Source organism: Acinetobacter sp. QJM3NY_42, assembly GCF_056173745.1.
Map to the genome: position 1 here is coordinate 2,932,027 of NZ_CM149689.1, position 23,903 is coordinate 2,955,929.

Annotated in this window: 27 protein-coding genes; 16 read left to right on the plus strand and 11 right to left on the minus strand. The window is 42.4% G+C overall.

The genetic code is table 11. The features are described 5' to 3' along the window. The first annotated feature begins 651 nt into the window (after window positions 1–651). Genes dapA through purC form a run of 3 tightly spaced genes read left to right on the plus strand, consistent with a single transcriptional unit; the run spans window position 652 to window position 2,926 of the window. Window positions 652–1,548 (plus strand): 4-hydroxy-tetrahydrodipicolinate synthase, encoded by an 897-nt coding sequence (gene dapA / locus AC0VYT_RS13925; protein WP_005017708.1) that lies wholly within the window; start codon window positions 652–654, stop codon window positions 1,546–1,548. Window positions 1,549–1,561: 13 nt separating this feature from the next. Further along, the gene (locus AC0VYT_RS13930; RefSeq protein ID WP_005023954.1) at window positions 1,562–2,170 is read left to right on the plus strand and encodes a hypothetical protein; all 609 of its coding nucleotides are present in this window, start codon (window positions 1,562–1,564) and stop codon (window positions 2,168–2,170) included. Window positions 2,171–2,206: 36 nt separating this feature from the next. After that, a complete protein-coding gene (purC, locus tag AC0VYT_RS13935; RefSeq protein ID WP_005023952.1) occupies window positions 2,207–2,926 on the plus strand; it encodes a phosphoribosylaminoimidazolesuccinocarboxamide synthase in 720 nt (239 codons plus the stop codon). 120 nt (window positions 2,927–3,046) lie between these two features. Here the strand turns inward: purC and AC0VYT_RS13940 are convergent, their stop codons facing one another. The 5 genes from AC0VYT_RS13940 to AC0VYT_RS13960 form a co-directional block, all read right to left on the minus strand. Then, window positions 3,047–4,618 carry a histidine-type phosphatase gene (locus AC0VYT_RS13940; protein WP_106438837.1) on the minus strand — a complete coding sequence of 524 codons (1,572 nt, stop codon included), beginning with the start codon at window positions 4,616–4,618 and terminating at the stop codon, window positions 3,047–3,049. 357 nt (window positions 4,619–4,975) lie between these two features. Next, the gene (locus tag AC0VYT_RS13945) at window positions 4,976–5,212 is read right to left on the minus strand and encodes a DUF378 domain-containing protein (RefSeq protein WP_005023947.1); all 237 of its coding nucleotides are present in this window, start codon (window positions 5,210–5,212) and stop codon (window positions 4,976–4,978) included. A gap of 529 nt (window positions 5,213–5,741) precedes the next feature. Next, complete coding sequence (locus AC0VYT_RS13950; protein WP_005023946.1) at window positions 5,742–7,013, minus strand: replication-associated recombination protein A; 1,272 nt, start codon at window positions 7,011–7,013, stop codon at window positions 5,742–5,744. A gap of 143 nt (window positions 7,014–7,156) precedes the next feature. Next, on the minus strand, window positions 7,157–8,329 hold the full coding sequence (locus AC0VYT_RS13955) for a PQQ-dependent sugar dehydrogenase (RefSeq protein ID WP_034669716.1): 1,173 nt from the start codon (window positions 8,327–8,329) through the stop codon (window positions 7,157–7,159). Window positions 8,330–8,459: 130 nt separating this feature from the next. Then, window positions 8,460–8,864 (minus strand): MerR family transcriptional regulator, encoded by a 405-nt coding sequence (locus tag AC0VYT_RS13960; RefSeq protein ID WP_005023942.1) that lies wholly within the window; start codon window positions 8,862–8,864, stop codon window positions 8,460–8,462. Between the two features lie 72 nt (window positions 8,865–8,936). On the opposite strand from AC0VYT_RS13960, the gene AC0VYT_RS13965 reads away from it, so the two are divergent. Then, complete coding sequence (locus tag AC0VYT_RS13965) at window positions 8,937–9,554, plus strand: cation efflux transmembrane domain-containing protein (RefSeq protein ID WP_005023940.1); 618 nt, start codon at window positions 8,937–8,939, stop codon at window positions 9,552–9,554. Window positions 9,555–9,600: 46 nt separating this feature from the next. Here AC0VYT_RS13965 and AC0VYT_RS13970 read toward each other — a convergent pair whose 3' ends face one another. Continuing rightward, window positions 9,601–10,053 carry a YcgN family cysteine cluster protein gene (locus AC0VYT_RS13970; protein ID WP_005023938.1) on the minus strand — a complete coding sequence of 151 codons (453 nt, stop codon included), beginning with the start codon at window positions 10,051–10,053 and terminating at the stop codon, window positions 9,601–9,603. A gap of 189 nt (window positions 10,054–10,242) precedes the next feature. Between AC0VYT_RS13970 and AC0VYT_RS13975 the strand changes: the two genes are divergently transcribed. From AC0VYT_RS13975 to ahr, 8 genes are all read left to right on the plus strand, one after another. Then, window positions 10,243–10,401: a DUF1328 domain-containing protein gene (locus AC0VYT_RS13975; RefSeq protein WP_005017692.1), complete on the plus strand. Its 159-nt coding sequence runs from the start codon at window positions 10,243–10,245 to the stop codon at window positions 10,399–10,401. Window positions 10,402–10,580: 179 nt separating this feature from the next. Further along, on the plus strand, window positions 10,581–11,315 hold the full coding sequence (locus AC0VYT_RS13980; protein ID WP_248130419.1) for a dienelactone hydrolase family protein: 735 nt from the start codon (window positions 10,581–10,583) through the stop codon (window positions 11,313–11,315). An 85-nt stretch (window positions 11,316–11,400) separates the two neighbouring features. Beyond that, window positions 11,401–11,766 (plus strand): HIT family protein, encoded by a 366-nt coding sequence (locus tag AC0VYT_RS13985; protein ID WP_005017690.1) that lies wholly within the window; start codon window positions 11,401–11,403, stop codon window positions 11,764–11,766. 211 nt (window positions 11,767–11,977) lie between these two features. Continuing rightward, window positions 11,978–13,009, plus strand: a complete 1,032-nt coding sequence (gene mutY / locus AC0VYT_RS13990; RefSeq protein ID WP_005017689.1) for an A/G-specific adenine glycosylase — start codon at window positions 11,978–11,980, stop codon at window positions 13,007–13,009. 51 nt (window positions 13,010–13,060) lie between these two features. Continuing rightward, window positions 13,061–13,597 carry a M23 family metallopeptidase gene (locus AC0VYT_RS13995; RefSeq protein WP_005017683.1) on the plus strand — a complete coding sequence of 179 codons (537 nt, stop codon included), beginning with the start codon at window positions 13,061–13,063 and terminating at the stop codon, window positions 13,595–13,597. A gap of 9 nt (window positions 13,598–13,606) precedes the next feature. Continuing rightward, entirely contained in the window at window positions 13,607–13,852 is a 246-nt protein-coding gene (locus AC0VYT_RS14000) for a hypothetical protein (protein ID WP_005017680.1), read from the plus strand. 34 nt (window positions 13,853–13,886) lie between these two features. After that, window positions 13,887–14,480, plus strand: a complete 594-nt coding sequence (locus AC0VYT_RS14005; RefSeq protein WP_005017678.1) for a DNA-3-methyladenine glycosylase I — start codon at window positions 13,887–13,889, stop codon at window positions 14,478–14,480. Then, window positions 14,477–15,505, plus strand: coding sequence for an NADPH-dependent aldehyde reductase Ahr (gene ahr / locus AC0VYT_RS14010; RefSeq protein ID WP_005017676.1), 1,029 nt, complete (start codon window positions 14,477–14,479; stop codon window positions 15,503–15,505). The genes AC0VYT_RS14005 and ahr overlap by 4 nt, the downstream gene beginning before the upstream one ends. On the opposite strand, the gene AC0VYT_RS14015 is transcribed toward ahr, so the two are convergent. Then, on the minus strand, window positions 15,502–16,929 hold the full coding sequence (locus tag AC0VYT_RS14015) for an aminotransferase-like domain-containing protein (RefSeq protein ID WP_005017674.1): 1,428 nt from the start codon (window positions 16,927–16,929) through the stop codon (window positions 15,502–15,504). The two genes, ahr and AC0VYT_RS14015, sit on opposite strands and share 4 nt — an antisense overlap. Window positions 16,930–17,018: 89 nt before the next feature. Here AC0VYT_RS14015 and AC0VYT_RS14020 point away from each other — a divergent pair, with 89 nt between their 5' ends. After that, window positions 17,019–17,393 (plus strand): hypothetical protein, encoded by a 375-nt coding sequence (locus AC0VYT_RS14020; RefSeq protein ID WP_005017672.1) that lies wholly within the window; start codon window positions 17,019–17,021, stop codon window positions 17,391–17,393. On the opposite strand, the gene AC0VYT_RS14025 is transcribed toward AC0VYT_RS14020, so the two are convergent. Next, the gene (locus AC0VYT_RS14025; RefSeq protein ID WP_005017670.1) at window positions 17,372–18,280 is read right to left on the minus strand and encodes a LysR family transcriptional regulator; all 909 of its coding nucleotides are present in this window, start codon (window positions 18,278–18,280) and stop codon (window positions 17,372–17,374) included. The two genes, AC0VYT_RS14020 and AC0VYT_RS14025, sit on opposite strands and share 22 nt — an antisense overlap. 110 nt (window positions 18,281–18,390) lie before the next feature. On the opposite strand from AC0VYT_RS14025, the gene dkgB reads away from it, so the two are divergent. Together dkgB and AC0VYT_RS14035 are read left to right on the plus strand one after the other, a co-directional pair. Next, window positions 18,391–19,194: a 2,5-didehydrogluconate reductase DkgB gene (dkgB, locus tag AC0VYT_RS14030; RefSeq protein ID WP_005017667.1), complete on the plus strand. Its 804-nt coding sequence runs from the start codon at window positions 18,391–18,393 to the stop codon at window positions 19,192–19,194. 6 nt (window positions 19,195–19,200) lie between these two features. Further along, window positions 19,201–20,367 (plus strand): MFS transporter, encoded by a 1,167-nt coding sequence (locus tag AC0VYT_RS14035; protein WP_005017665.1) that lies wholly within the window; start codon window positions 19,201–19,203, stop codon window positions 20,365–20,367. A gap of 40 nt (window positions 20,368–20,407) precedes the next feature. Here the strand turns inward: AC0VYT_RS14035 and AC0VYT_RS14040 are convergent, their stop codons facing one another. Next, window positions 20,408–21,061 (minus strand): START domain-containing protein, encoded by a 654-nt coding sequence (locus AC0VYT_RS14040; RefSeq protein ID WP_248065551.1) that lies wholly within the window; start codon window positions 21,059–21,061, stop codon window positions 20,408–20,410. Between the two features lie 67 nt (window positions 21,062–21,128). After that, window positions 21,129–21,950 carry a 4-hydroxy-tetrahydrodipicolinate reductase gene (dapB, locus tag AC0VYT_RS14045; RefSeq protein ID WP_005017661.1) on the minus strand — a complete coding sequence of 274 codons (822 nt, stop codon included), beginning with the start codon at window positions 21,948–21,950 and terminating at the stop codon, window positions 21,129–21,131. Window positions 21,951–22,246: 296 nt separating this feature from the next. On the opposite strand from dapB, the gene AC0VYT_RS14050 reads away from it, so the two are divergent. Then, complete coding sequence (locus AC0VYT_RS14050) at window positions 22,247–22,606, plus strand: hypothetical protein (protein ID WP_005017659.1); 360 nt, start codon at window positions 22,247–22,249, stop codon at window positions 22,604–22,606. Between the two features lie 111 nt (window positions 22,607–22,717). Here AC0VYT_RS14050 and dnaJ read toward each other — a convergent pair whose 3' ends face one another. Continuing rightward, window positions 22,718–23,830 carry a molecular chaperone DnaJ gene (dnaJ, locus tag AC0VYT_RS14055; protein WP_005017657.1) on the minus strand — a complete coding sequence of 371 codons (1,113 nt, stop codon included), beginning with the start codon at window positions 23,828–23,830 and terminating at the stop codon, window positions 22,718–22,720. Window positions 23,831–23,903: the final 73 nt, after the last annotated feature.

Below are 23,903 nucleotides of genomic sequence, written 5' to 3' on the forward strand. Positions count from 1 at the left end.
CATTTAATATAACTAGCCATAAATTCTAGAAATTTCTATTTTTTTTATTAATTACTGGACTTTTCTTCTAATATAAAAATACTGAGATAGTGATAAAAACAATAACTGGCAAATAATACTGACTAAAAAACTCAACAATAGAGCTGTAAATACTATATTTTTTTAATTTTTAGACTAACTTCTACTGATTTTCTGATAGCTGAAACCAATAACTTATTATTTTTTGAGTAGTTTTAGTACATCAGATTTTAAAATTTTTTTATTATATTCCTCTATAAGCTCATCACAATTAGCTCTTAATCAGGTGATTTTTATCTTTCTGGCTCTCCAGACTATTAATTTTAATATTTGATGATTTACCTGGTCATTTCACTGTCCTGAACTACAGGTTTTCTAAATTAAAATAATTCGGTTCAATTCATTATCAGACTGGAAATTAAAAATTTTTGGTCGCCTGAATATGTTTCATCAAAGTTTTTCATCGCTTTGGCGAAAGTATATTGTTCTTCACCAGATGTTCAGTCATAATTTGCATAAGCATTATGCAATGGGCTACGCCTGTTCATATTTTGCTTACACTCAAAATACTGCAACCATCCAGACACTTAATTCTTAAACTATCCGGATGGACAACAAGGATATTTTTTTAAAATGACTCAGCAAGCACAGACCATTCAAGGCTCAATTGTCGCCATTGTCACCCCAATGTTTGAAGATGGTAGCGTAGATTGGAAGGGTCTTGAGAAGCTGGTTGAGTGGCACATAGAACAAGGCACTAACAGCATTGTTGCTGTTGGCACAACAGGTGAAGCATCGACTTTAAGTATGGCTGAACATACACAGGTGATCAAAGAAATCATTCGTGTGGCCAACAAACGTATTCCTATTATTGCCGGCACTGGTGCGAACTCAACACGCGAAGCCATCGAACTGACTAAAGAAGCCAAGGAACTGGGTGCAGATGCTGCCCTGCTGGTGACTCCTTATTATAATAAACCGACACAAGAAGGTCTTTATCAACATTATAAAGCGATTGCTGAAGCTGTCGATTTACCACAGATTTTGTATAATGTACCAGGTCGTACTGGTGTAGACATGCAGAATGAAACTGTAATCCGTCTAGCCGATCTTCCACAGATTGTTGGTATTAAAGATGCTACCGGCGATATTATGCGGGGCTGCAAACTGATCGAAGGGCTGAAAAACAAGATTTCAGTATATTCAGGTGATGATGCTACAGCATGCGAGCTGATTCATGGCGGGGCTCAGGGGAATATTTCTGTAACTGCCAATATTGCACCTAAGATCATGAGTGAAATCTGTGCAGCTGCAATCAAGGGAGATAAGACTTTAGCTCTTGAACTTAACAATAAAGTATCAAATTTACATAACATTCTATTTTGTGAATCGAATCCAATTCCTGTGAAATGGGCTCTTCATGAAATGGGTCTGATTGGCACTGGTATTCGCTTGCCGCTGACCCCACTTGCAGAACAGTATCGCACCCCACTGCGTGATGCCCTCAAAGCAGCGGGTATACTTGAATAAGAGCACAAAGATTATGCAGTTACGTATTGGTTTAGCCCTGACCCTTTCAGCCTTGAGTCTGGCTGGTTGCAGTTCCATGAGCATCAATAATGGTTCTCTTGACTATAAAAATACAACCACACTAGAACCACTTAAATATCCTGAAGGTTCTCTGGTACGACCAGCTACGCCGCTGTATCCGGCACCTACAGTTGAACAGCTCGCCATTGATAATGCGCCTAAACTTGAAAATAAGCGGGGCAACCGTTTTGCCCTGCCTCGTCCAGAATCAGCTCAGCAAGGTACAAATCAGTCTGCTACAGCTCAGAATGTGACTGAAACTGGGCGTCCTCAAGTAGTGATGGATGGTAACCGCAATCCGTTACTTAAAATTGAGGGTAACTCGGCAACGATCTGGCAATATACTCTTGCCACGCTGAGCAGCCTTAACTATAGCGTGGTTGGCCAGAGTAAAAATGGTCATGAAGCCACTATTAAAGCTGATAACCGGACATATGTTTTAAGACTAACCTCCGTAGGTGCAAGTCATACACTTGCTGTGTTTAATGCCGATAATAGTTTTGCAGATCCACAGCAGGCTGCAGAGCTGTTAGCTCAGATTTACCAAAATTGGCCAGCCTAGTCGTACTAGGCATTTTTTTTGTAAAAAGGTTCCTCCATGTTAAAACAAACCTTGCTTTATACGGGTAAAGCGAAATCTGTATATGAAACAGATTCTGCCGACCATCTGATTTTAGTCTTTCGTGATGATGCCTCTGCGTTCAATGGCGAAAAAATCGAACAACTAGATCGTAAGGGCAAGGTGAATAACCGTTTTAACGCCTTTATCATGGAAAAACTTGCTGCTGCCGGGATCGAAACTCATTTCGAGAAGCTGCTTTCACCTACAGAAGTTCTGGTCAAGAAACTGAAAATGATTCCGGTAGAATGTGTGATCCGTAATTATGCTGCAGGTTCATTATGTCGTCGTCTAGGTATCGAAGAAGGTAAGGAACTTAATCCACCTACTTTTGAACTGTTCTTTAAAGATGATGGTTTAGGTGATCCAATGGTAAACGAGTCTCAGGCAATTGCCTTGGGCTGGGCTACTGCGGAGCAGCTGGAACAGATGAAGGTTCTTACCTATAAAGTAAATGAAGTTCTAAAAGACCTGTTTGCTCAGGGCAATATGCTTCTGGTAGATTTCAAGCTTGAATTTGGTGTGTTCCATGACCGTATAGTACTTGGTGACGAGTTCTCTCCAGATGGCTGCCGTCTATGGGATAAGGATACCAAGAAAAAACTCGACAAAGACCGTTTCCGTCAGGGATTAGGAGGTGTTGTTGAGGCCTATGAAGAAGTAGCTGCACGTTTAGGTATTGATCTGTCCGACATCTGAAAATAGCAGTAAATCAAAAAACCGGACATAGAGTCCGGTTTTTTATTTTAATAGTATTATGTTTGGACACTTCAATCATGGATTTATTATTCAGATAAGTATAATTTTTTACCCAGCAATTTAACGGCCCTGATAACACTGTTTTAATTTTTGATAATCATAATAAAAACTTGTGGGTTGGTAACGTGCATAATTGCAAGCTGGTTTAAATAAAGTTTCTTTTTCGTTATAAAGCATTTTTACTAGCGTATGGCCTTGAGGATTTTGATAAATATCCCACTGTATATTGGCGGCCATAGGTGAAACTGTTTCGCCCCGCCATGTGCTGGTAGCATAACTATAAGTCTGATGCAGGGCTAAAGGTTGCATCATACTATGCAGATCAAGACTGGTCACAAGCGGAATAATAATTTCTGCATGGGCAAAACGTAAAACAGCTTTATAAGGTTGTGTTTTCTCGATAACCTGATCAGCTTGTTGAAATAAATCCTGTTTTAGGCCATATGCTATTTTACTTGTTACCTGATTTGATTCTAAAAAGCTTGGTCCTTTTTCATAAAAGTCATGAGCATCATTAAATTCAGCGTAAAACCTGGCAGCATTTAAAGGCATGTATTTAGCAAAGTCTGTTCCTCGTAATTCACTTTGCATTCCACCTGAAATCGAATAAAGCTCATACAGATAAGCTGCAGCATCTACCGTGCTTGCGATTGTATTTTTACCCTTACCCTTTTCTGTAACTTGCTCCCCTGCAGGAGTAGTGACCGTAAATGAGCCTGTATTACTGAAAATATAGTCAGGTAAACCGAGCTTTCGAATAAAATCTGCCTTAAAGATGGGTTCGAGTACAGTTAATGCAACTGCCTCAGCCTGAGTATGGTTAGATAATTCATCAAGTTTCTTGTTCAAGTCATCATTATTTTCTTCAAACTGTTGATAGGTCTGACTCGCCTCATAAATTTCCTGTTGATGAGGGTTAAGTGCTTTAATTAAATCTTCCTCTGCATTTAAGCGGTGAAAATAAAGCTTGAAGCGGTCGACTCCACCTTCTTCAATGGTAGGAGAACTAGTACTGGTCAGACTGGTATAGGAGTCAGGTTCTATTTTATTTTTAAGCTCACTTCGCTGCTGAATTAATTCAGCTGTGAAAAATTTTGCACTATCGACTGCCCGGTCCACTCCAGAACTTTGTATCCAGATTGAAGCATCCTGATTAAACAAGTTTGGTAAACGCTGCAGTAAGCGATCAGCAATTCCACGATGTTCCAAAATGCCTGTCACAGTTTCATTACCATAACCAAACTGGCGAATACCTTCTACCCCATAGCCTAAAAGTATATTAGCTTGCATCATAGTTTCTAGGTCTTTACCCAGTTGTTCCCCTAAAGGAGTTAAGGCATTTTCTGCTTTCGCCTGTTTCCATAAATGATATAAGGCCAGATCATACTTAAGGCTTGATAACCCTCTTGATCCATGACGTGCAACCATCTCTGTAAAGACAGGCTGAAAGCCTGAAGGAACTGGCTCGTAACTTTTTATATCCTGTTGTGGCTGATAAGGGGTTTTAGTTTGATAATATTTTGACTCAGTATGATTTGAAGGTGGTATGACTAAATTTTTACTGGTTTCATCGTTACAGGCAACTATAAATAAATTTAAAGCTAATATGCTGATTTTAAATATTTTATTCATATAATTTAAATAATAGATAAGGAAATGCTGGGTATAATAATTTAATGTTATGTCAATTTTATTACTAATTTTAAAAGAGGATCTCTGCTAGAATATTCTATTAATTGTTTTATAATTGGGTGAATAGTATTGATTAAATATTTTCCATTAAAATAAGAAGTTAATTTTTAAAATAGAAATTTAATATTTAACTGTAAAGCAGCAGTAGGAAATTTATAAAAAATAATAGAAAAGCTATAAGCTAATATTTATAGAGTGGCTTTTAAATATTAAGTAAAAGGTAAAAATAGTGTTTTATAAAAATAAAAATGGAGCCAAGACTCCATTTTTATATAAAATTTAAAATATTAGGCTTACTTAGCGAACAACTTTTGCATGAGGGTCATGGTGCACTGTTTTACCCAGTTTAGTACCCGTATAAATTAGATAAAGTGCAGACAAACCAACCAATACATAAATAATTCGGGATAGAGCACTCATTTCACCAAAAATTGCAGCAACTAGATCAAAATTAAATGCACCAACCAGGCCCCAGTTAATTCCACCAATAATTGTTAAAGCATATGCAATCCAGTCGATTGTATTAAGTCTCATAGGTTACTCTCCAGCCATCTATTTGATATATTAATTATGAGAATTTAATTAAATTTAATATGTTGTTTTGATGCTAAAAAGCTGTTTTCTATGTTGAGCTAGTGTCATTTTATAGAGTTTAAATTTTACCTAGGTTACTTTTATTTGTACAATTAGTGTTCAATGTAAACTTATAAAAATTGAGTTTTTTAGCTATAAAAGAAATACTATTAAATATTTTATATAATTTAAATTCCTTATATAGAGTGCCTAAAGATTAAAAATTTTGGAATTTTCTATTTAAAAAATTTATCTCTAGCCAATTACTAACTTATGATCTTAAAATTAAGAGAATAAATAACTTTAAAATATTTAATGAAATTTTTTATTTTTTATATAACCCATTAAGTAAATATAAATAAATATACCAAAAATAAAAAAGGCTTATCGGAAGACTCAACTTTTCAAAATAATATCTAGAAAAATAGGCTGAATATCATTAACAGACTTTTTAAATCCTAAAAACAAGGGCCCGGGTACGGCCCTTGATTTACTGTTGCTGTTGTTGCTGCCAGCGGCGCTGTTGTAGCTTCTCACCTTCCACTTCCCGCTTATTACGTGCCGACTCATACAATTGAGTACCTTTTAGCTCAGGGGGCAAGTACTCCTGTAATACAAAATGCTCCGGATAATCGTGCGGATATAGATAATTCACTCCATAACCTTGATCTTTCATCATTTTGGTAGGCGCATTTCTTAAATGTAGGGGAACAGGCAGGTTGGCAGTTTTCTCGGCCAAGGCCAAGGCCTTATTAATTGCCAGATAAGTACTATTACTTTTCGCACTGGTAGCCAGATATACTGCTGTCTGACCTAAAATAATCCGTGCTTCAGGCATACCCACTGCCTGAACTGAACGGAAGCATTCTCCAGCCAGTAAAAGTGCATTCGGATTAGAATTGCCAATATCTTCTGATGCTGCAATCAGCATACGGCGTGCAATAAATACCGGATCTTCTCCACCTTTAAGCATCCGGGCCATCCAGTACAAAGTTGCATCCGGATCACTTCCCCGAATTGACTTAATAAATGCTGATACTAAATCATAATGCTGTTCACCGGATTTGTCGTAACGTGCGATATTCTGCTGTGCAACCTTAACCACGATGGCATTATTAATTATATTTTCAAGGCCGGGTTCAAAGGTACTGGCAATCAGATCAAGTAGATTGAGTGCCTTGCGAGCATCTCCAGCAGCAAACTGGATGAGTGCATCATATTCTTCAATCTGGATATGCCGTTCTTTTAAAAATTCATCTGTTTGAAGTGCTTTATCAAGCAAGGTTTGAATAGATTCGCTATCAAGAATATTTAAGGTATAAACCTGGCAGCGTGACAAAAGCGCACCATTTACCTCAAAAGACGGGTTCTCAGTTGTCGCTCCGATTAAGGTGATTTTACCTTTCTCTACCGCATTTAATAGCGCATCCTGCTGAGACTTGTTAAAGCGATGAATTTCGTCAATGAAAACTACAGGTGTCAGCAGATCGCCACTTTCAGCAATAATTTCCCGTAGTTCTTTAACCCCAGTATTGAGCGCTGAAAGGCTAATAAAAGGTCGATCTACAGCCTGTGCCAGAAGCAAGGCAATAGTAGTTTTACCCACACCCGGTGGACCCCAGAAAATAATAGAAGGCAAATGCCCCTGATCAATCATCTGCCGTAAAGGTGCCTGCTCACCGAGCAGATGATCCTGTCCGATAATTTCTGAGAGGTCACGTGGACGCAGACGTTCAGGTAGAGGGATTTGAGTATCTGACATATTCTTTTTGCATTACTGTATAAGCTTTTATAGTAGCGTATTTTCAGGCTGCTGCACGGCAGTTTTTAAGCAGTACTGTATATAAGTGCGGGGCAAAAATAGCAAATATTCTGGCTTAAATATCAGCTTCATACCCCGATGCTTCATGAGCCAGCCGTTAGTTTCAAAAGTTTTGCATTTTTGCCATCCTCAATAACCCAGATCGAACCATCCTGAGCTTCCTGTAATCCCCGAATACGTTCCTTCATATCAATACGCTGAATTTCTTTCACCGGGTTTTGCTCCAGATCTACGATAATCAAAGCCTCTGAAGACAGCCCTCCAATCAGTGCCTTCCCCTGCCACTTGGGAAATTGCCGGCCTTGATAAATCAGCAGACTCGAGGGAGAAATGACAGGTGTCCAGCTTAGCTCGGGTTTTTGAAATTCAGGTCGGGTTGAATGGTCAGGAATCGCTTTACCATCATAATGGTCTCCATTGGAAACGATGGGATAACCATAGTTTTTCCCCTCTCTAATCAGGTTCAGCTCATCCCCACCTTTCGGTCCCATTTCTACGACCCAGAGCTGATTTTTAGCATCAAATGCAATCCCAAGCGGATTTCGATGTCCGAATGACCAGATCTCGGCGGTTACTCTACTCTGCTGTGCAAATGGATTATTACTGGCCGGTGTACCGTCATCGTTTAGATGCAGTACTTTCCCAAGATTAGATTTCATATCCTGTGCCGGCGTAAACTTCTGGCGCTCACCTGAGGCAATCCAGAGTTTTCCTTCATGGTCAAAAGCCAGACGATGACCATAATGGCCTTGCCCCGAAACTTTTGGTATCTGACGCCAGATTACTTCATGGTTTTTTAAAGCTGGCACTGCACTGTTCAGGTCCAGCCGGGCTCTGGCGACAGCTGCTCCCTGTCCTCCAGCACCTTTTTCCGCATAACTATAGTAAACCCACTGGTTTTGATTAAAATTTGGATGCAATACGATATCGCCCAGACCGCCTTGCCCACCGTATGCTACTTCAGGCAGACCTGTGATATTTACTGTACGTTTTGTCAGCGGGTCAAATAGCTTGAGCTGACCTTTTCGTTCAGTGACCAGTAGTCGCTGGTCAGGTAGGATAGCGAGTGCCCAAGGTTCATTAAACTGGGTAATTTGCTGTACTTTAAATATCTGTAATTGCTTAGAAGTTGAAGTCTGGTCAGCCTGTTGATGGCTTTCCGGAGTATTAGTGTGTCCCTGATTTGAATTACAGCCATACAAGGTAAACAGGCTAAAAAATAATATAGATGTTATGCGGAATTTATTGTTATACATTACTTCTCTCTTAAATTCTGACTATATTTTCCATCATACAAATGAATGAATATATCTGTCCGATTTAATCAAAGTATTGCTTTACCAAATATTTCCTTTTGATTTAATTAATTTTCAGGAAAGTTAAAGCTTATGGTTCAGGGTGCTTAAGGCCAGAAATAATTTTGCAGTTCTGAATAGTAAGGTCAGCCCGACAGGTCTGGCGCAGCTGTTGTAACTTTGTACGGAAATTTTCAAGGCGTTGAAGTTTTTGTTCAATATGTCCCAAATGATCTTCTAGCAGTTGATCAACTGTATTGCACTGTTGATACGGCTTTTTCAACAGTTCAGTCAGCTGTCCAATTTCTTTAAGTGACATTCCCAGTTCACGGCAATGCCGGATAAAGATAAGCTGTTCAAGCGCAGTGTCATCATAATAACGATAGTTATTATTACCCCGTAATGGCAGCGAAAGCAGATTTTTCTTTTCATAAAAGCGAATACTGTCTACCGAAATTTTACTTTTCCTAGCCAGTTCACCAATCGAATACAGCATACGTTCCCCTCTTGACTCTGGAGTTACTCCAGACTTTTTAATTATTCTATCTGATCTTTCAGGAGTTGAATAATGGCAGGTTGCTGTAGTTGTCAGGAAACACAGGCCAAAAGCCGTAAATTCAGAAATGCGCTGTGGATAGCCCTATTTTTAAATTTCACTATGTTTATTGTTGAGGTTACAGGTGGAGCACATACAGGTTCCACTTCACTCTGGGCTGATGCACTGGATTTTGCAGGAGATTCTTTCAATTACCTGATTTCTATTTTCGTACTGGGTCTTGGATTATACTGGCGCGCAACAGCTGCCCTGCTAAAAGGACTGATGATGCTGGTTTTTGCTTTCATTGTTCTGGGCAAAGTGGTCTGGTCCTATATACATAGTGTACCGCCAGAAGCAATTACTATGGGTATTATTGGTACACTGGCACTGATCGCGAATATCCTGACTGCCCTGATTCTATATGCTTTTCGGGATGGCGAAGCCAATATGAAGTCTGTGTGGCTGTGCAGTCGTAATGATGCGATTGGTAATATAGCGGTAGTTCTGGCTGCTGTAGGCGTATTTGGAACACAGCAGGTCTGGCCAGATTTAATTGTAGCCTTAATTATGATTTTACTTGGCTTAAGCTCCAGCCTTACTATTATCCGGACCTCATGGAAAGAACGGATTCAGGCCAAGCTCGGATGAGATAGAATAAAAGAGAAGCTTGAGATACTTCTCTTTTATTTTTAATTTAACGTACCCAGCGCACGATATATTCTTCTATCTGGTCTTCCTCAATGTCCAGTTCAGAAATACAGCGGCCGGCTGCTGATTTTTTGGCTTTCATCACACTTTGGCGACTGCCGGTATTCAAATAGTGCCATGAAGGTAAATTTTTACCTTCAGACAGACGGCGATAAGCACAACTCGGAGGTAACCAGTGAATTGTAGCGAGCTTTTCTGGAGTCAGCTGGATACAGTCAGGAACCTGCTGTTTCCGGTTGGTATAATCACTGCACCGCGCTGTCTTGCAGTCCAGTAATTTACAGGCAACTTTGGTATAGGCAACCTCTTGAGTCTCTTCATCTTCAAGTTTGACCAGACAACACAAACCACAGCCATCACAAAGCGCTTCCCACTCTTCCGGGCTAAGTTGTTCAAGTGGATAGACTTTCCAAAACTGTGGACGCAACGGCTTCACCATAATACTTCATACAAATTTACTACCTGAACAGTATATCATTGTGTGTTTTGACTTTTAAAAAATACATCTCTCACAAATCATTTACTTAACGCAATACCTGGTATAATTTTTAAACACAAAGCTCACACTTATATTTTATTTTGCTCTCTATACTAAAAACACATTAATAAAAAATTATGGAGATAAATTATGTTTCGTTGGGCGATTATTTTTGCGGTGATTGCACTAATTGCAAGTCTGTTAGGTTTTGGTGGCGTAGCAGGCTTATCTAAAGACTTTGCAGTGATTCTGCTTGTGATTGCAGTTATTCTGGCAATCGTTGGTTTTATCTCACGCGGCCGAGTATAAATATATATTCATCGTGTTATAAAAAAGAAGGATTTATCCTTCTTTTTTATTTTTTCATCTTATTAAAAACATAAATTTTCACATTTCTTCTTTTATATTCTTTTTCTTTTCAGTCATTTTAAATATTTTTTATGATTTAATCAGGTCATTCTCTTAAGTTTATACAAGGATTGATCAGAATGACTTCAACAATCAAAACCCGCGAAATTCATTATAACGTAGCAGATGGTACCAATTTAGTTGGCTATTTTGCTGCGCCAGAATCTGATGCACCAGTAGCGGGTGTGATTGTAGCGCCAGAATGGTGGGGCAGAACTGAATATACTGAACAACGTGCCCGTGAGCTGGCTGAGCATGGTTATGCTGCACTTGCAATTGATATGTATGGTGACAAAAAGGTAACTATCGACGCGGGCCAAGCCAATGAATGGATGACCCAAACTTTTCAGGATCCGGACACAATAGTGACTCGTGCGTCAGCTGGCCTAAAGGCTCTGGCTGAACAAAATGAAGTAAATCCGGATAAACTGGCAGCAATAGGCTTTTGCTATGGGGGCAAGGTCGTCCTTGATCTGGCACGCTCAGGTGCACCACTTAAAGCCGTTGCTACTTTTCACGGTAATCTCTCTGCAAAAGAGCCGGCACAGCCTGGAAAAATTCAGGCTGAAGTTCTGGTATTGCACGGTGAACTCGACAGCATGGTCACTCTAGATGATGTAGCCAGTTTCAAGCAGGAAATGCAGGCAGCCGGTGTAGAGCATGATGTTATTGTATTTGAAGCAGCAAAACATGGTTTTAGTAATCCATTAGCCGATGAACGTGCCCGGGCCAATGGAGTAGATCTGGGCTATAACGTAGAAGCAGAGCGACAAAGCTTGAAGGCCATGTATGATTTGCTACAACGTCACCTTTAACCTATAAAATATTAAAATCGCAGTAAGGTGCTGATTACCTTACTGCATAGATTCAACCTATAAATAAAACGATGAGGGTATAATCATGAGTGAAAATAATTGTCCATATTGTGACTTTGATGAATATGATGTGATTGATAAAAATGACTTTGGTGCCATTTTGCCTGAGCCAAAACCGTTATCTAAGGGACATTCTGTTATTATTCCCCTGCGCCATATCAGTTCATTTTTCGATGTCACTGATAAAGAACGTAAAAGCCTGATGTCGCTTCTGGAACTGGCGCGTAATGAACTTAAAATTCGTCATCAGCCTGAAGGTTTCCATATCGGCTTTAATGATGGTTCTGTCTTTGGAGAAGCTTCCCAGCATCTCCATATCCATATTATTCCACGCTATGCGGGTCAGGCTTTAAGACTGGACGAGCGCTGGGGAATACTGGACGAAGAGTAAATGAGTAGATGATGCCCAAGGCATCATCTTTTATCCTGGTTACTGGGTTTACTGATTTCTGCCGTTTACTATAACGGTGCTATTTATCTTTAATACTTAATCTTTAAGCTGTTTAAAACACCTAGCATGAAACATGCCTTTTTCCAACTAAAAAATCTATTCTCGCTGTAGTTCAGCTATAATCTCCAAGTAATTCCTGCCTGAAATTTATATGTCCGAATTTTCCTTTTCACATGCTTTACTTGAATGGTTTGATGTTCATGGCCGGCATGATCTGCCTTGGCAAGTCAGTGATGATCCCTATAAAGTCTGGGTTTCAGAAATTATGCTTCAACAAACCCAGGTTAAGACTGTGCTGCAATATTTCGATCGCTTTATCCAGCGGTTTCCTACTGTAAATGACTTGGGACTGGCTAGTTGGGATGAAGTAGCCCCATACTGGGCTGGGCTGGGCTATTATGCACGTGCCCGAAATCTGCATAAAGCAGCTGGAATAGTTAGCCGTGAAGGCAAATTTCCAGACAGTCTTGACGGCTGGATTGCTTTGCCCGGTATAGGCCGCTCGACAGCAGGCGCATTAATGTCACTCGGATTGCGCCAGTATGGTGTCATTATGGATGGCAATGTTAAACGGGTACTGGCACGCTTTTTTGCAATTGAAGAAGATTTGAGCCAGCCGGTACAGGAACGCAGACTCTGGAAACTGGCAGAAGAGCTATGTCCGACTGAACGTAACCATGATTATACGCAAGCTATCATGGATCTGGGTGCTACCATTTGTACCCCCAAAAAACCGTTATGCCTTTACTGCCCGATGCAGGAGCACTGTCTTGCCCATCAGCAGGGGTTAGAAACTGAATTGCCTTATAAAAAACCCAAAAAGCCTGTGCCGCTAAAACAGGGCCATATCTTATTATTACAAAGCCAAGACCAATGGTTATGGCAGCAGCGGCCAGCTAGCGGTCTCTGGGGCGGCTTGTATTGTCTGCCTATAATTGAAGATAAGCAGCAGTTTTCTCAGCTGCTGGCACAATATGGTTTAAAGCAGAAGCAAGCACCTGTTCAGATTACACATGGCTTCACTCATTTTACCTGGCTGCTAGATACCTATCTGTTCCACGTGGAACCAGAACAACGTGAGTTTCTACAGACTGAACTGGGTGGTGAATGGCTGAGTCCTGAACAGGCTCTAATGCGTGGTCTGCCAACGGCTATGAAAAAATTGATTCAGCTTATCGAGTGATGACATACTGGTTACTGTCATTTTATAAACTTATTTAATCAAGGAAGTCGTGTGTCACGTTTTGCCGGTTATATTTTTTTAAGTTTGTGTTTTATCTTGATAGCGGCCTGTACCTCTGCGCCGAAAAAACCTTCTGCCCTACCCGCTGCCCAAGTAAGTAAACTTCATGGTATGCAGCTTGATTCGCGTTTGCCGGTTCCAGTGAAGAGTGTGGAGCGTCAACAACTCAGTGATACCTGGGGAGTGTCACGTAGTAAAGGACGCACTCATGAAGGTATTGATATTATGTCTCCACGCGGTACAAAAGTTTATAGTGCCACAGAGGGGCTGATCGCAGATCTGCGCAATAACAATCTTGGAGGTAAAGTCATCTGGATTCTGGGACCAGGTGGCAGCTGGCACTATTATGCCCATCTTGATGGGCACAAAAGAGGTCTGGAAGTCGGTGATTATATTAAAAAGGGACAGCTCATCGGTTACGTAGGCAATACTGGTAATGCCCGTCATACAGCCCCTCATCTTCATTATGGAATTTATCTGCAAGGCAAAGGTCGTGGTGCAGTGAATCCTTATCTGTATCTGCGTTAGGAAAAAAATATGTCAGAAGCTTTAATTCAACGGCTGGTCGAATTTGCAGAATCTGGAAACCAGCAGAAAATTGTGCTGGCCGGACAGAGTTACCAGGGCTGGATAATGGAAATTACTGAAGATGCGCTGATGATCAGCACAGGTTTTAATGATAAGAATGGTAAAGATTGCTGGTTAAAGTTTGACGATCTTGCTATCGCCGAACTATATTTTTGGAATAATCTTACCAGTGAGTGGATAAGATTTACTATTTAAGAACCTTAAGTTAAACCACTCAGGGAGCACCATGATGACCCCTCAGCGCTGCGGATGGTGCTCGGATGACCCGCTTTATATTGCCTATCATGACCAAGAGTGGGGAAAACCTGAATATGATGAGCAACGCCTATTTGAAATGCTGTGTCTGGAAGGTCAGCAAGCCGGCCTCTCCTGGATTACCGTTTTAAAGAAGCGCGAGGCTTATCGGCAGCATTTTTTTCAATATCCGATTGCTGAGATTGCTGGCTTGAGTGATGAGTCGTTACAGCAAAAAATGCAGGATTCAGGTCTTATCCGTCACTTGGGCAAGTTGAAGGCTATTCGTGACAACGCAGTTGCCTGGCAAAAACTTAAAGCTGAAGTCGGTGATGTAGGCCACTGGTTATGGCAAGTTGTCGATGGTCAACCTTTATATCGGAATGTGACAGATTTTCGTCAGGCTCCTGCCCAGACAGAGACCAGTCTTGCACTTTCAAAAACTTTAAAAAAATATGGTTTCAAATTTGTTGGACCGACGACCTGTTATGCTTTTATGCAGGCAGTCGGTATGGTTGATGATCATGAAAATAGCTGTAAATTTAAGTCTAAGCCAAACATCCGCTTTTCTGCCAAGGAGTTGTTATGAGTCAGAAGAATACTATTCGTGCCTATGCTGCCATGCAGCCAGGTGCAGCACTGGTTCCCTATGAGTTCGATGCCGGTGATTTACAGCCACATCAGGTTGAAGTCAAGGTTGAGTACTGTGGCTTGTGTCACTCTGATGTTTCAGTACTAAATAATGACTGGGGCAGTTCGGTTTATCCGGTTGTGGCTGGTCATGAAATCATCGGTACAATTATTGGCTTAGGCTCAGAAGCCAGAGGCTTGCAACTGGGTCAACGTGTGGGTATCGGCTGGACAGCAGAAAGCTGTCAGCATTGTGATTACTGTATTGCCGGTGATCAGGTAATGTGTAATGGTGGCTCTAAAGCGACTATTGTTGACCATGCTGGCGGTTTTGCTGAAAAAGTACGTGCCGACTGGCAATGGGCGATTCCTCTTCCCGATGATCTGGATCCACAAAGTGCCGGACCCCTGCTCTGTGGCGGTATTACTGTATTTGATCCCTTATTAAAACATCAGATTCAATCTGTACATCATGTCGGTGTTATCGGAATTGGGGGCTTGGGCCATATGGCCATCAAGCTGCTTAAAGCATGGGGCTGCGAAATTACCGCCTTCACTTCCAGTCTGGATAAAACACCCGAGCTGATTGAAATGGGTGCAGATCACGTAGTAAACAGCCGTGATTCTGCGGCACTTAAAAACCAATACGGCAAGTTTGACTTATTGCTCAGTACCGTTAATGTCAGTCTGGACTGGAAATCCTATCTACACACACTGGCACCACATGGTACCGTACATATGTTGGGACTCACCCTTGAACCGATGCAGGTACCGGTAGGAACCCTTATTGGAGGGAACAAATCAGTGACGGGCTCACCCACCGGTTCACCGGCGGCTTTGCGTCAGTTACTCAAGTTTGCAGCACGTAAAAATATTGCTCCACAGATTGAACTGTTTCCAATGTCACAGATTAATGAAGCTATTGAACGCCTGCACTCAGGTCAAGTACGTTACCGGGTGGTTTTAAAAGCAGATTTTGACTAACTGTCTGTGTTATCAAGTTTTTGTTTTACCCATTCTGCCAGTTTATCAATCGACTGGCAGATCTCATGACTTAAGCCATGTCCGGCATTTAAACGGATAAAATGCCGATAGCGCCGGTCTTCTCCAAATACTTCTCCCGGTACAATATTAATGCCATGCTGCTGTGCAAAATGATACATTTCCAGTCCGTCAATCTGCACCGGAAATTCCAGCCACAGGGCATAACCACCCTCAGGCTGACTTAGACCGATTTTAACGCCTTGAAAAACCTTTAAAATATATTCCTGATATTGTCTTACCTGCTGCATAAGACGGGGGCGTAAACTATTTAAATGTTCACGGTAACTACGGCTATATATCAGATCGGCCAGTGCAAGCTGCAATGGTGTATTAACGATGGCATTTCCATTTAATAACCCAATTCTAAAAGACTGTAGCTGCTGGCTGATACATACCCACCCAATGCGGTAAGCAGATGATAAAGACTTGGAAACTGAACCGCAGTAGATGATGTAACCGGCCTGATCCCAGTACTTAATAGGTAATGGTCGTTCCAGATTAAAGCCGCATTCAGCATAAATATCATCTTCAATCACATAACAGCGGTAGCGTTCTGCCAGCTGTGCAATCTGTGCCTTTTCTGTATTGCTCAGACAGTAGCCGAGCGGATTTTGGTAATTCGCAGTCATCAGGCAGGCCTTTACCTGCCCGCTTTGCATCATCTGTTCCAGCCGGTCCAGATCAACGCCTGCATGGCTGGCCGGTATTTCGATAATTTTACGCTTCAGACTGGCCAGTAGCTGTAACTGGCCATTAAAACTTGGGGTTGGTACCAGAATGCTATCACCCACTTCAGTAAGCTGCTGAATAATGAGTGATAACGCAGGCATACAGCCACTGGTAATTAAAATATCTTCTGGCTGAATATACAGGCCATCTTCTGCCCAGTGTTCGCTTAAAGCCTGACGTAACTTTTTATGGCCCTGCCGGTCACTGTATAGAAAGTCTTCCGGCTGGCTATGCTTGAGCGCACGCTGGATCGAACGGCGTAAAGCCTCTACAGGTACCAGTTGTGGTGATAGCTGGATAGCCCCCAGATGTACTAAATTATTCTGAATGGAAGCCTGTTGTATTTCAATTTGCAGTTCAAGATTACTGACATCACGCGGTCTGGACTGGAAATCTAAATGACGGGGTAACGGGTTTTGTAATGACTGCCCTTTCACAAAATAGCCAGATCTGGGCCGTACATAAATTAAGCCTTGAGCTTCTAGTAATTCATAACAGCTTTGTGCAGTGCTGAGGCTCACTTCATGCTGCCGGGCAAAATCCCGAAGAGAACTGAGCCGCTGATCGGCTTTTAAAGCTTGGCTGTGAATTTTTCCGGCCAGCTGACTGGCAAGAAGTTGGTAGTGAAATGCCATATCTGTACTGCTTTTTTAAATTTTTTTGTGTCTGTAATGCTCTATAGCATAGGTTTAAGCTGAAAAAAATTAAAATTGAGCAAAACTTGATGAAAACTTGTACTTTATTATTTATTTGTCTATGGCTAGCAGCTTGCCAGCCACAATATCAGCAGAATACTTCTCAAAATGCACTGTGTCAGTCATTAATTGGAGGTTATTTAAAAATGCAGTCACTGCCTGGCTATCAGCTCTGGAAAATTACAGCACTCCCTTCCAGCACAGAGTGGCATTATCTTTATAAGAAACCTACTGAAAACGGGCTGATTATGACAGGTCTACTCCAGCCTAAAATCGAGTTTGTCTGTTCACAACAGCAGCAGCATTTACGACTCGAATTATTGCAGACATCCAGACAGCTCAGGCTCCCATTATTTGAGCTCCGTTTGCCTGTGCCAGCCTCTCAGGTAAATGGTTCAAAATGAAAACCCGAGCTTAATTCCTGTACCAGATATTCGATCAGTAGCCTGACCCGTTTTGGTAAATGTTCCTGCTGATAATAAACCGCATGAATAGGCTGATAATGTAATTCAATCTGGTCTTCAAACAAGGCAACTAGTCTGTTCTGGGCCAGATCCTGACCCACCAGAAATTCAGACAGGCAGGTAATTCCATGATGCAACAGGGCCAGCTGCCGTACAGTCTCACCATTAGATGCCCGAATTGGTGCAGTTGCGGTAAAGTATTCATTACCCAGTTTGAGAGGCCAAGTGTTCAAATGCTTGGGAGAACTAAACCCGATTAACTGATGCTGCAATAGCTCCCCAGCAGTTTGTGGAGTGCCATACTGTTCCAGATAAGCGGGGCTTGCAACTATATATAAGCGGCTTTGAGTGAGTAAACGAGCATGCAGACTTGAATCATTCAGCTGACCAAAACGGATAGCCACATCGGTCCGATGTTCTAAAAGGTCAATAATCTGGTCATGGCTGTTCAGTTCAATTTCAATATATGGATAGCGCTGCATAAATTTCTGCATGAGTGGAGCAATTACATGTAGCACAAAGGGGGTGGCCGAGTCGATCCGGATTTTACCGGAAACCTCGTGGTCAGATTTAAGCAGCAGCTCTTCAGCATCGTTCAGCTCATTGATAATCTTGCGTGCACGCTCTAGAAACAGCTGGCCTTCCTGTGTCAGCGAGAGCTTGCGGGTAGTACGTTCCAGTAACGTAACGTTTAACTTACTCTCCAGACGCTGCAAAATACGGCTTAAACCAGAAGTTAACTGGCCGAGCTGTTCAGACGCCTTAACAATCGAACCACTATCCACAATACTGACAAAAACCTGCAGCTCTTCAAAAGTAGATTTCATCACATCCAATTAATGACAAATTAACAATAATATTTTGCAGATTATCTACTTTTTTAGCAACAAAGCTTCCGACAAAATAATCTTAACTTTTAAAAATAGTCGAGGTTACGATGATTATTCCTAAAATCGGTGTAGGTACCTTTCGCCTGTCCGGTCAAACCGTCATTGATTCAGTCAGCCAGGCACTCGATGTTGGATACCGGGCGATTGATACAGCCCAGATTTATGGTAATGAAGCAGAAGTTGGTACAGCCATACAGCAAAGTAAGGTCTCCCGACAGGAGCTTTTCTTAACCACCAAGATCTGGACTGAAAATTATGCACCAGAACGGATGATTGCCAGCCTGAAGGACAGCCTGCACAAGTTACAGACAGATGCTGTGAACTTGACACTCATTCATTGGCCAGCCCCCGGTCTGGGCTACTCTGCTGCTGAACTGGTGCAGAGCCTGTATCAAGCCAAAAAGCTGGGACTCACCGAACATATTGGTGTGTCCAATTTCAATATTGCCCAGACAGAAGAGGCGATTGCAGCAGTTGGACCAGACCAGATTGTAACCAACCAGATCGAGCTAAGCCCTTATTTGCAAAACCGTACATTAGTGCAATATCTGCAGAGCCAGAATATACAGGTTACCTCTTATATGACACTGGCTTATGGCAAGGTGCTGCAAGACCCTGTTCTTATGCGTATTGCAGCCTTACATGAAGCGAGTACCGCCCAGATTGCCCTGGCATGGGCTATGCAGCAGGGCTTTTCAGTAATTCCATCTTCTACCAAGCGTGAGCATCTGCTCAGTAACCTAGAAGCCCAGAAAATTCTGCTGAGCCATGAAGAAATGCAGAAAATCGCCGAACTTGAACGTAATGGACGGGAAATCAGTCCGGAGCAGCTAGCACCAGTATGGGATTAAGTACGGATGAAAATTAATTTTCCGCTGCTTGCCCTTGCAGTCGGTGCGTTTGCGATTGGTACAACCGAATTCTCGCCAATGGGACTGTTACCTGATATTGCCGGGGATCTTGATGTTTCTATTCCGAGAGCTGGTATGCTGATTACTGGTTATGCGCTGGGCGTAATGCTTGGCGCACCAGTGATGACTTTATGGTTTAGCAGCTTTAGCCGCCGTAAGGCACTTATTCTGCTTATGGCTATTTTCACTATAGGTAATTTGCTGGCAGCAGTTTCTCCCAGTTATATGAGTCTGATGGGTGCACGTCTTATCACCAGTTTAAACCACGGTGCATTTTTTGGAATCGGGTCTGTAGTAGCCGCCAGTGTCGTTCCGGTCCATAAACAGACCAGCGCAGTAGCAGCTATGTTTATGGGTTTGACTGTTGCCAATATTGGTGGTGTCCCTCTGGCAACCTGGGTTGGACAAAATATTGGCTGGCGAATGTCCTTTCTGGCAATTACCGGTCTTGGTCTGCTAACGATACTATCTTTATGGAAAGCCTTACCTAAAGACCATAAAGGTAGTAGGCCTGATGTAAGAGCTGAGCTGAAAGTATTGACACGCAGACCGGTCATACTAGCAATGCTGACCACAGTATTGGCCTCTGGTGCAATGTTTACCCTGTATACCTATATTGCCCCGAGCCTGGTTGAATTTACCCAGGCATCTCCAGGATTCATCACCTTGATGCTGGTACTGATTGGTATAGGTTTCTCGATCGGCAATCATTTAGGCGGAAAATTTGCTGACCTGTCTCTGGACAAAACCCTAATCGGTTTCTTTGTATTGCTGATCGTCAGTATGCTGCTCTTTCCGTTACTGGCAAAAAGTCCACTGGGGGCAGCAGTCGGACTGGTGATCTGGGGCATAGCTACCTTTGCTCTGGTACCCCCTTTACAGATGCGGGTAATGTCAACCGCTCATGATGCACCAGGACTTGCGTCCTCAGTTAATATCGGGGCATTTAATCTGGGTAATGCGCTTGGCGCTGTAGCGGGTGGTGCCGTACTTAGCATGGGCTGGAGTTATATGGCAGTGCCGGTCAGTGGCGCAGTACTGAGCATAGTAGGCCTGCTTCTGGTATTCATCCAGAGGAAAGGACAACAGCCTTCCATAGCCTGTGAATCATAAGTGCTATCAATTTCAGCCTGTAAGGTAGGCTGAAATGACTTTATTGAATAGCCACAGGAAGTTTGGCATTGATATACATGGGCCGTTCAAGCTCGGATCGCATGATTTTAAGCATTTGGTAAGGCTGCTGTTCCACAAACATGTTCATAAAACTGATGGGTAAACTGCCTTCCGGGTTTACATATCCCATTGTGGTGACTTTAACTTTATTTGCACCTAGACGCTGAAAAGTCCAGTCTCCCTGATAGTCTTGAAGACGTATATAGTCAGGCTGACTAAAACGGGAATCTGCCATACCCCGGTTACGGATATTCACTGTACCATTACGCTCTCTAGTAATTTTACTTTGAATAATAAGGTCACGATCTTTAAGCGGAAAAGGTAAGTCCATTACCACATGCAGCAAAAATTCTCCAGCTTGATCATCTCGGTTTAATATACTGATTTTCCCCATATAGGGGACCCATTGTTGGGCACGCTCAACATCCATAATCAGCGCAACAGCCCGTTCCAAGGGTACATTAAATACTGTCTCTGCCTTATAGGATGCAGCCGGGTTGCGAGACATCTGGTAAGTCCAGACTTTGATATTCTGTTTATTAATTTTTAGTCTGGCCTGCTCTGCCGAGGTAAATTGAGTAATTAACAGACTCAGTAACATCAAGCAAATATTGAATATAGTTTTCTTTCTCATTTTTATTTTTCATACTTTTTATATAAGTGTAATCAGGCCCCTTTCTTCCTGAAAAGGGCCATTAGCGCTACATCTGGATATCATTGAATCCAAGCACATCTTTCATATCATATTTACCTGCTTCACGTCCAACGACCCATGCGGCTGCACGTACTGCACCGGCGGCAAAATTCATCCGGTTGGTTGCCTTATGGGTCACTTCGACACGCTCACCTTCCCCGATAAACATGACAGTATGCTCACCAACAATATCGCCACCACGAATAGTTTCAAAGCCAATGGTCTGACGCTCACGTGGGCCAGTATGGCCTTCGCGGCCATAAACTGCCACTTCTTTTAAATTACGGCCCAAGGTATCCGCAATCGCTTCACCCATCATGAGCGCAGTACCCGATGGAGCATCGACTTTATGACGGTGATGTGCTTCAATCACTTCAATATCAACTGTATCACCAAACACTTTTGCTGCAAGCTCGAGCAGTTTGATCGACACATTGACTCCAACTGAATAATTGGCTGCATAAACTACAGGTGTCTGGCTAGCACTTTCTTCCAGTACGGCTTTTTGTTCATCATTCATGCCAGTGGTTCCAATGACCATTGCTACCCCTGCTTCACGGCAAAGTTTCAAGTGCTGTTCAGTGGCAGCAGGTGCAGTAAAATCAATGATTACATCACAATCATTAAGCACGTCAGCCAGCTGACCAGATACTTTGACTCCCAGCGTACCAATACCTGCCAGCTCACCCGCATCGGCTCCTACCAGTGAGCTCTCTGGACGCTCTACTGCTGCTGCCAGCTGGTAACCTGCCTGCTGGACAGCCTGAACCAGAATCCGGCCCATACGGCCACCTGCACCTAAAACACCAATACGTGGAGTTGCTGACATAACATTTTCCCTGCAGTCATCTTTAAAATTGCTCTACTATAACAAAACTCTTCCCGCTCTCTGAAACTTGTCTGGAAAAATTATGGCTTAAAGTTCCTTTATAAAAATGAACCATTAAGAAAACAAGCAGTTCAAAGAAGAAGCAATATTTTTAGCTCATTCATGACTTTATTTATCCAGTTAACTGCTGAAAAATATTAAAAAATGTTCAGACAATTTCGTATTTTTCACAATTCTTTAAACAAGCAGGCGCAGACTAGCCAGCACCATTGGGTGTCATCAAATAAGGAAAAGATATGCGCTTTCACTTTACGGGTTTGGGAATCGTTTTAATACTGTGTACGGGTGCAGTCTGGGCTGAGCCGGTAGTTCAAGCGGGCGATACACTGGCAAATTTATCTACAGCACGCATCACGACGACTCTGCGCCAGACCTCTTTACCGTCTGGGACAGTACAGGTTCAGAATGAAACAGCTACAAGTATTGCAGTCGAGGAAATTGACACTATTATGCCCGATGAGCAGACAAGTAGAATACAGGAACAGTCTTCTGCGGCACAGGTTACCCAGCAGAGTATACTCCAGGCCTCTACCTCAGCCACTGGGCAGGAAGAACTGGTAAGCTGGAATGATATTGATGCCATACAGCCAGAATAAACCTATGACTAAACAGACAGGTTTGTTAAGTATTCCAGATTATTTTAAATAAGAAAAAGCAGCTATGAAGAAAAGCTCCTCAATAGCTGCCTTTTATCTCAGAGCACCTGCTTAGTCAAACAGGCGATCAAAGAATGACTTTTTCTTCGGTGAAGACGTACTGTCTTCACCATCAAAAGAGGCCTGCAATTCTTTTAGCAGTTCACGTTGATGGCTGGTCAGATTGACCGGAGTTTCAATCACGATACGGCAAAGCAGATCGCCTACCATGCTGCTACGTACCGGACGTACGCCTTTACCCCGTAAACGGAACAGCTTTCCGGTCTGGGTACCTTCAGGAATTTTCAGACTTACACGGCCTTCAAGTGTAGGAATCTGGATTTCCTTGCCAAGCGCTGCATCAGCAATGCTGACAGGCACATCCATATACAGATCAGCCCCATCACGCTGGAAGATTTCATGCTCACGCACTACGACTTCAACATAGAGGTCACCTGACTGGCCATCACGAATAGCTTCGCCCTTGCCACTCAGACGTACCCGGTCACCATTATCCACACCTGCAGGAATCGTAACCTCCAGAGTCTGCTGACGGTCTGCAACACCGGAACCATGACAGGCATGACATGGGTTTTTAATAATTTTACCTTGGCCACGACAAGTGCTACAGGTCTGCTGTACAGAGAAAAAGCCCTGCTGCATCCGTACCTGTCCTGCACCGTGACAGGTTTTACAGGTTTCTACATCATTTGGATTCTTGGAACCCTTTCCATGACAGACTTCACAAGGCGCAGGCGCATTGAAAGTAATAGTTTTCTTGACACCACGTACTGCCTCTTCAAGTGTCAATTCCATCACATAACGCAGGTCGGAACCACGGCGTTGACGCTGCTGACGTCCACCACCACCAAAAGCCCCGCCAAAGATATCACCAAACTGGCTAAAAATATCTTCAGCACTAAAACCGCCAAAGCCGCCGCCTGCGCCGCCAAAGCCGCCTTCAAACGCGCTATGACCCATACGGTCATACATACTACGCTTTTCGCTGTCAGACAGGACTTCATAAGCCTCTGAGGCTTCTTTAAATTTTTCTTCAGCTTCCGGGTTATCAGGATTTCGGTCCGGATGATATTTCATCGCCAACTTTCGGTAGGCTTTTTTAATCTCATCATCACTTGCGGTTTTGGAAACCCCTAAAACCTCATAATAATCACGTTTAGCCATGACTGGCGATGCTCCTCACGGAATTTTAATTTATACAACTGCCGTGTAAAATTGGGGATTAGGTACTGTTTTA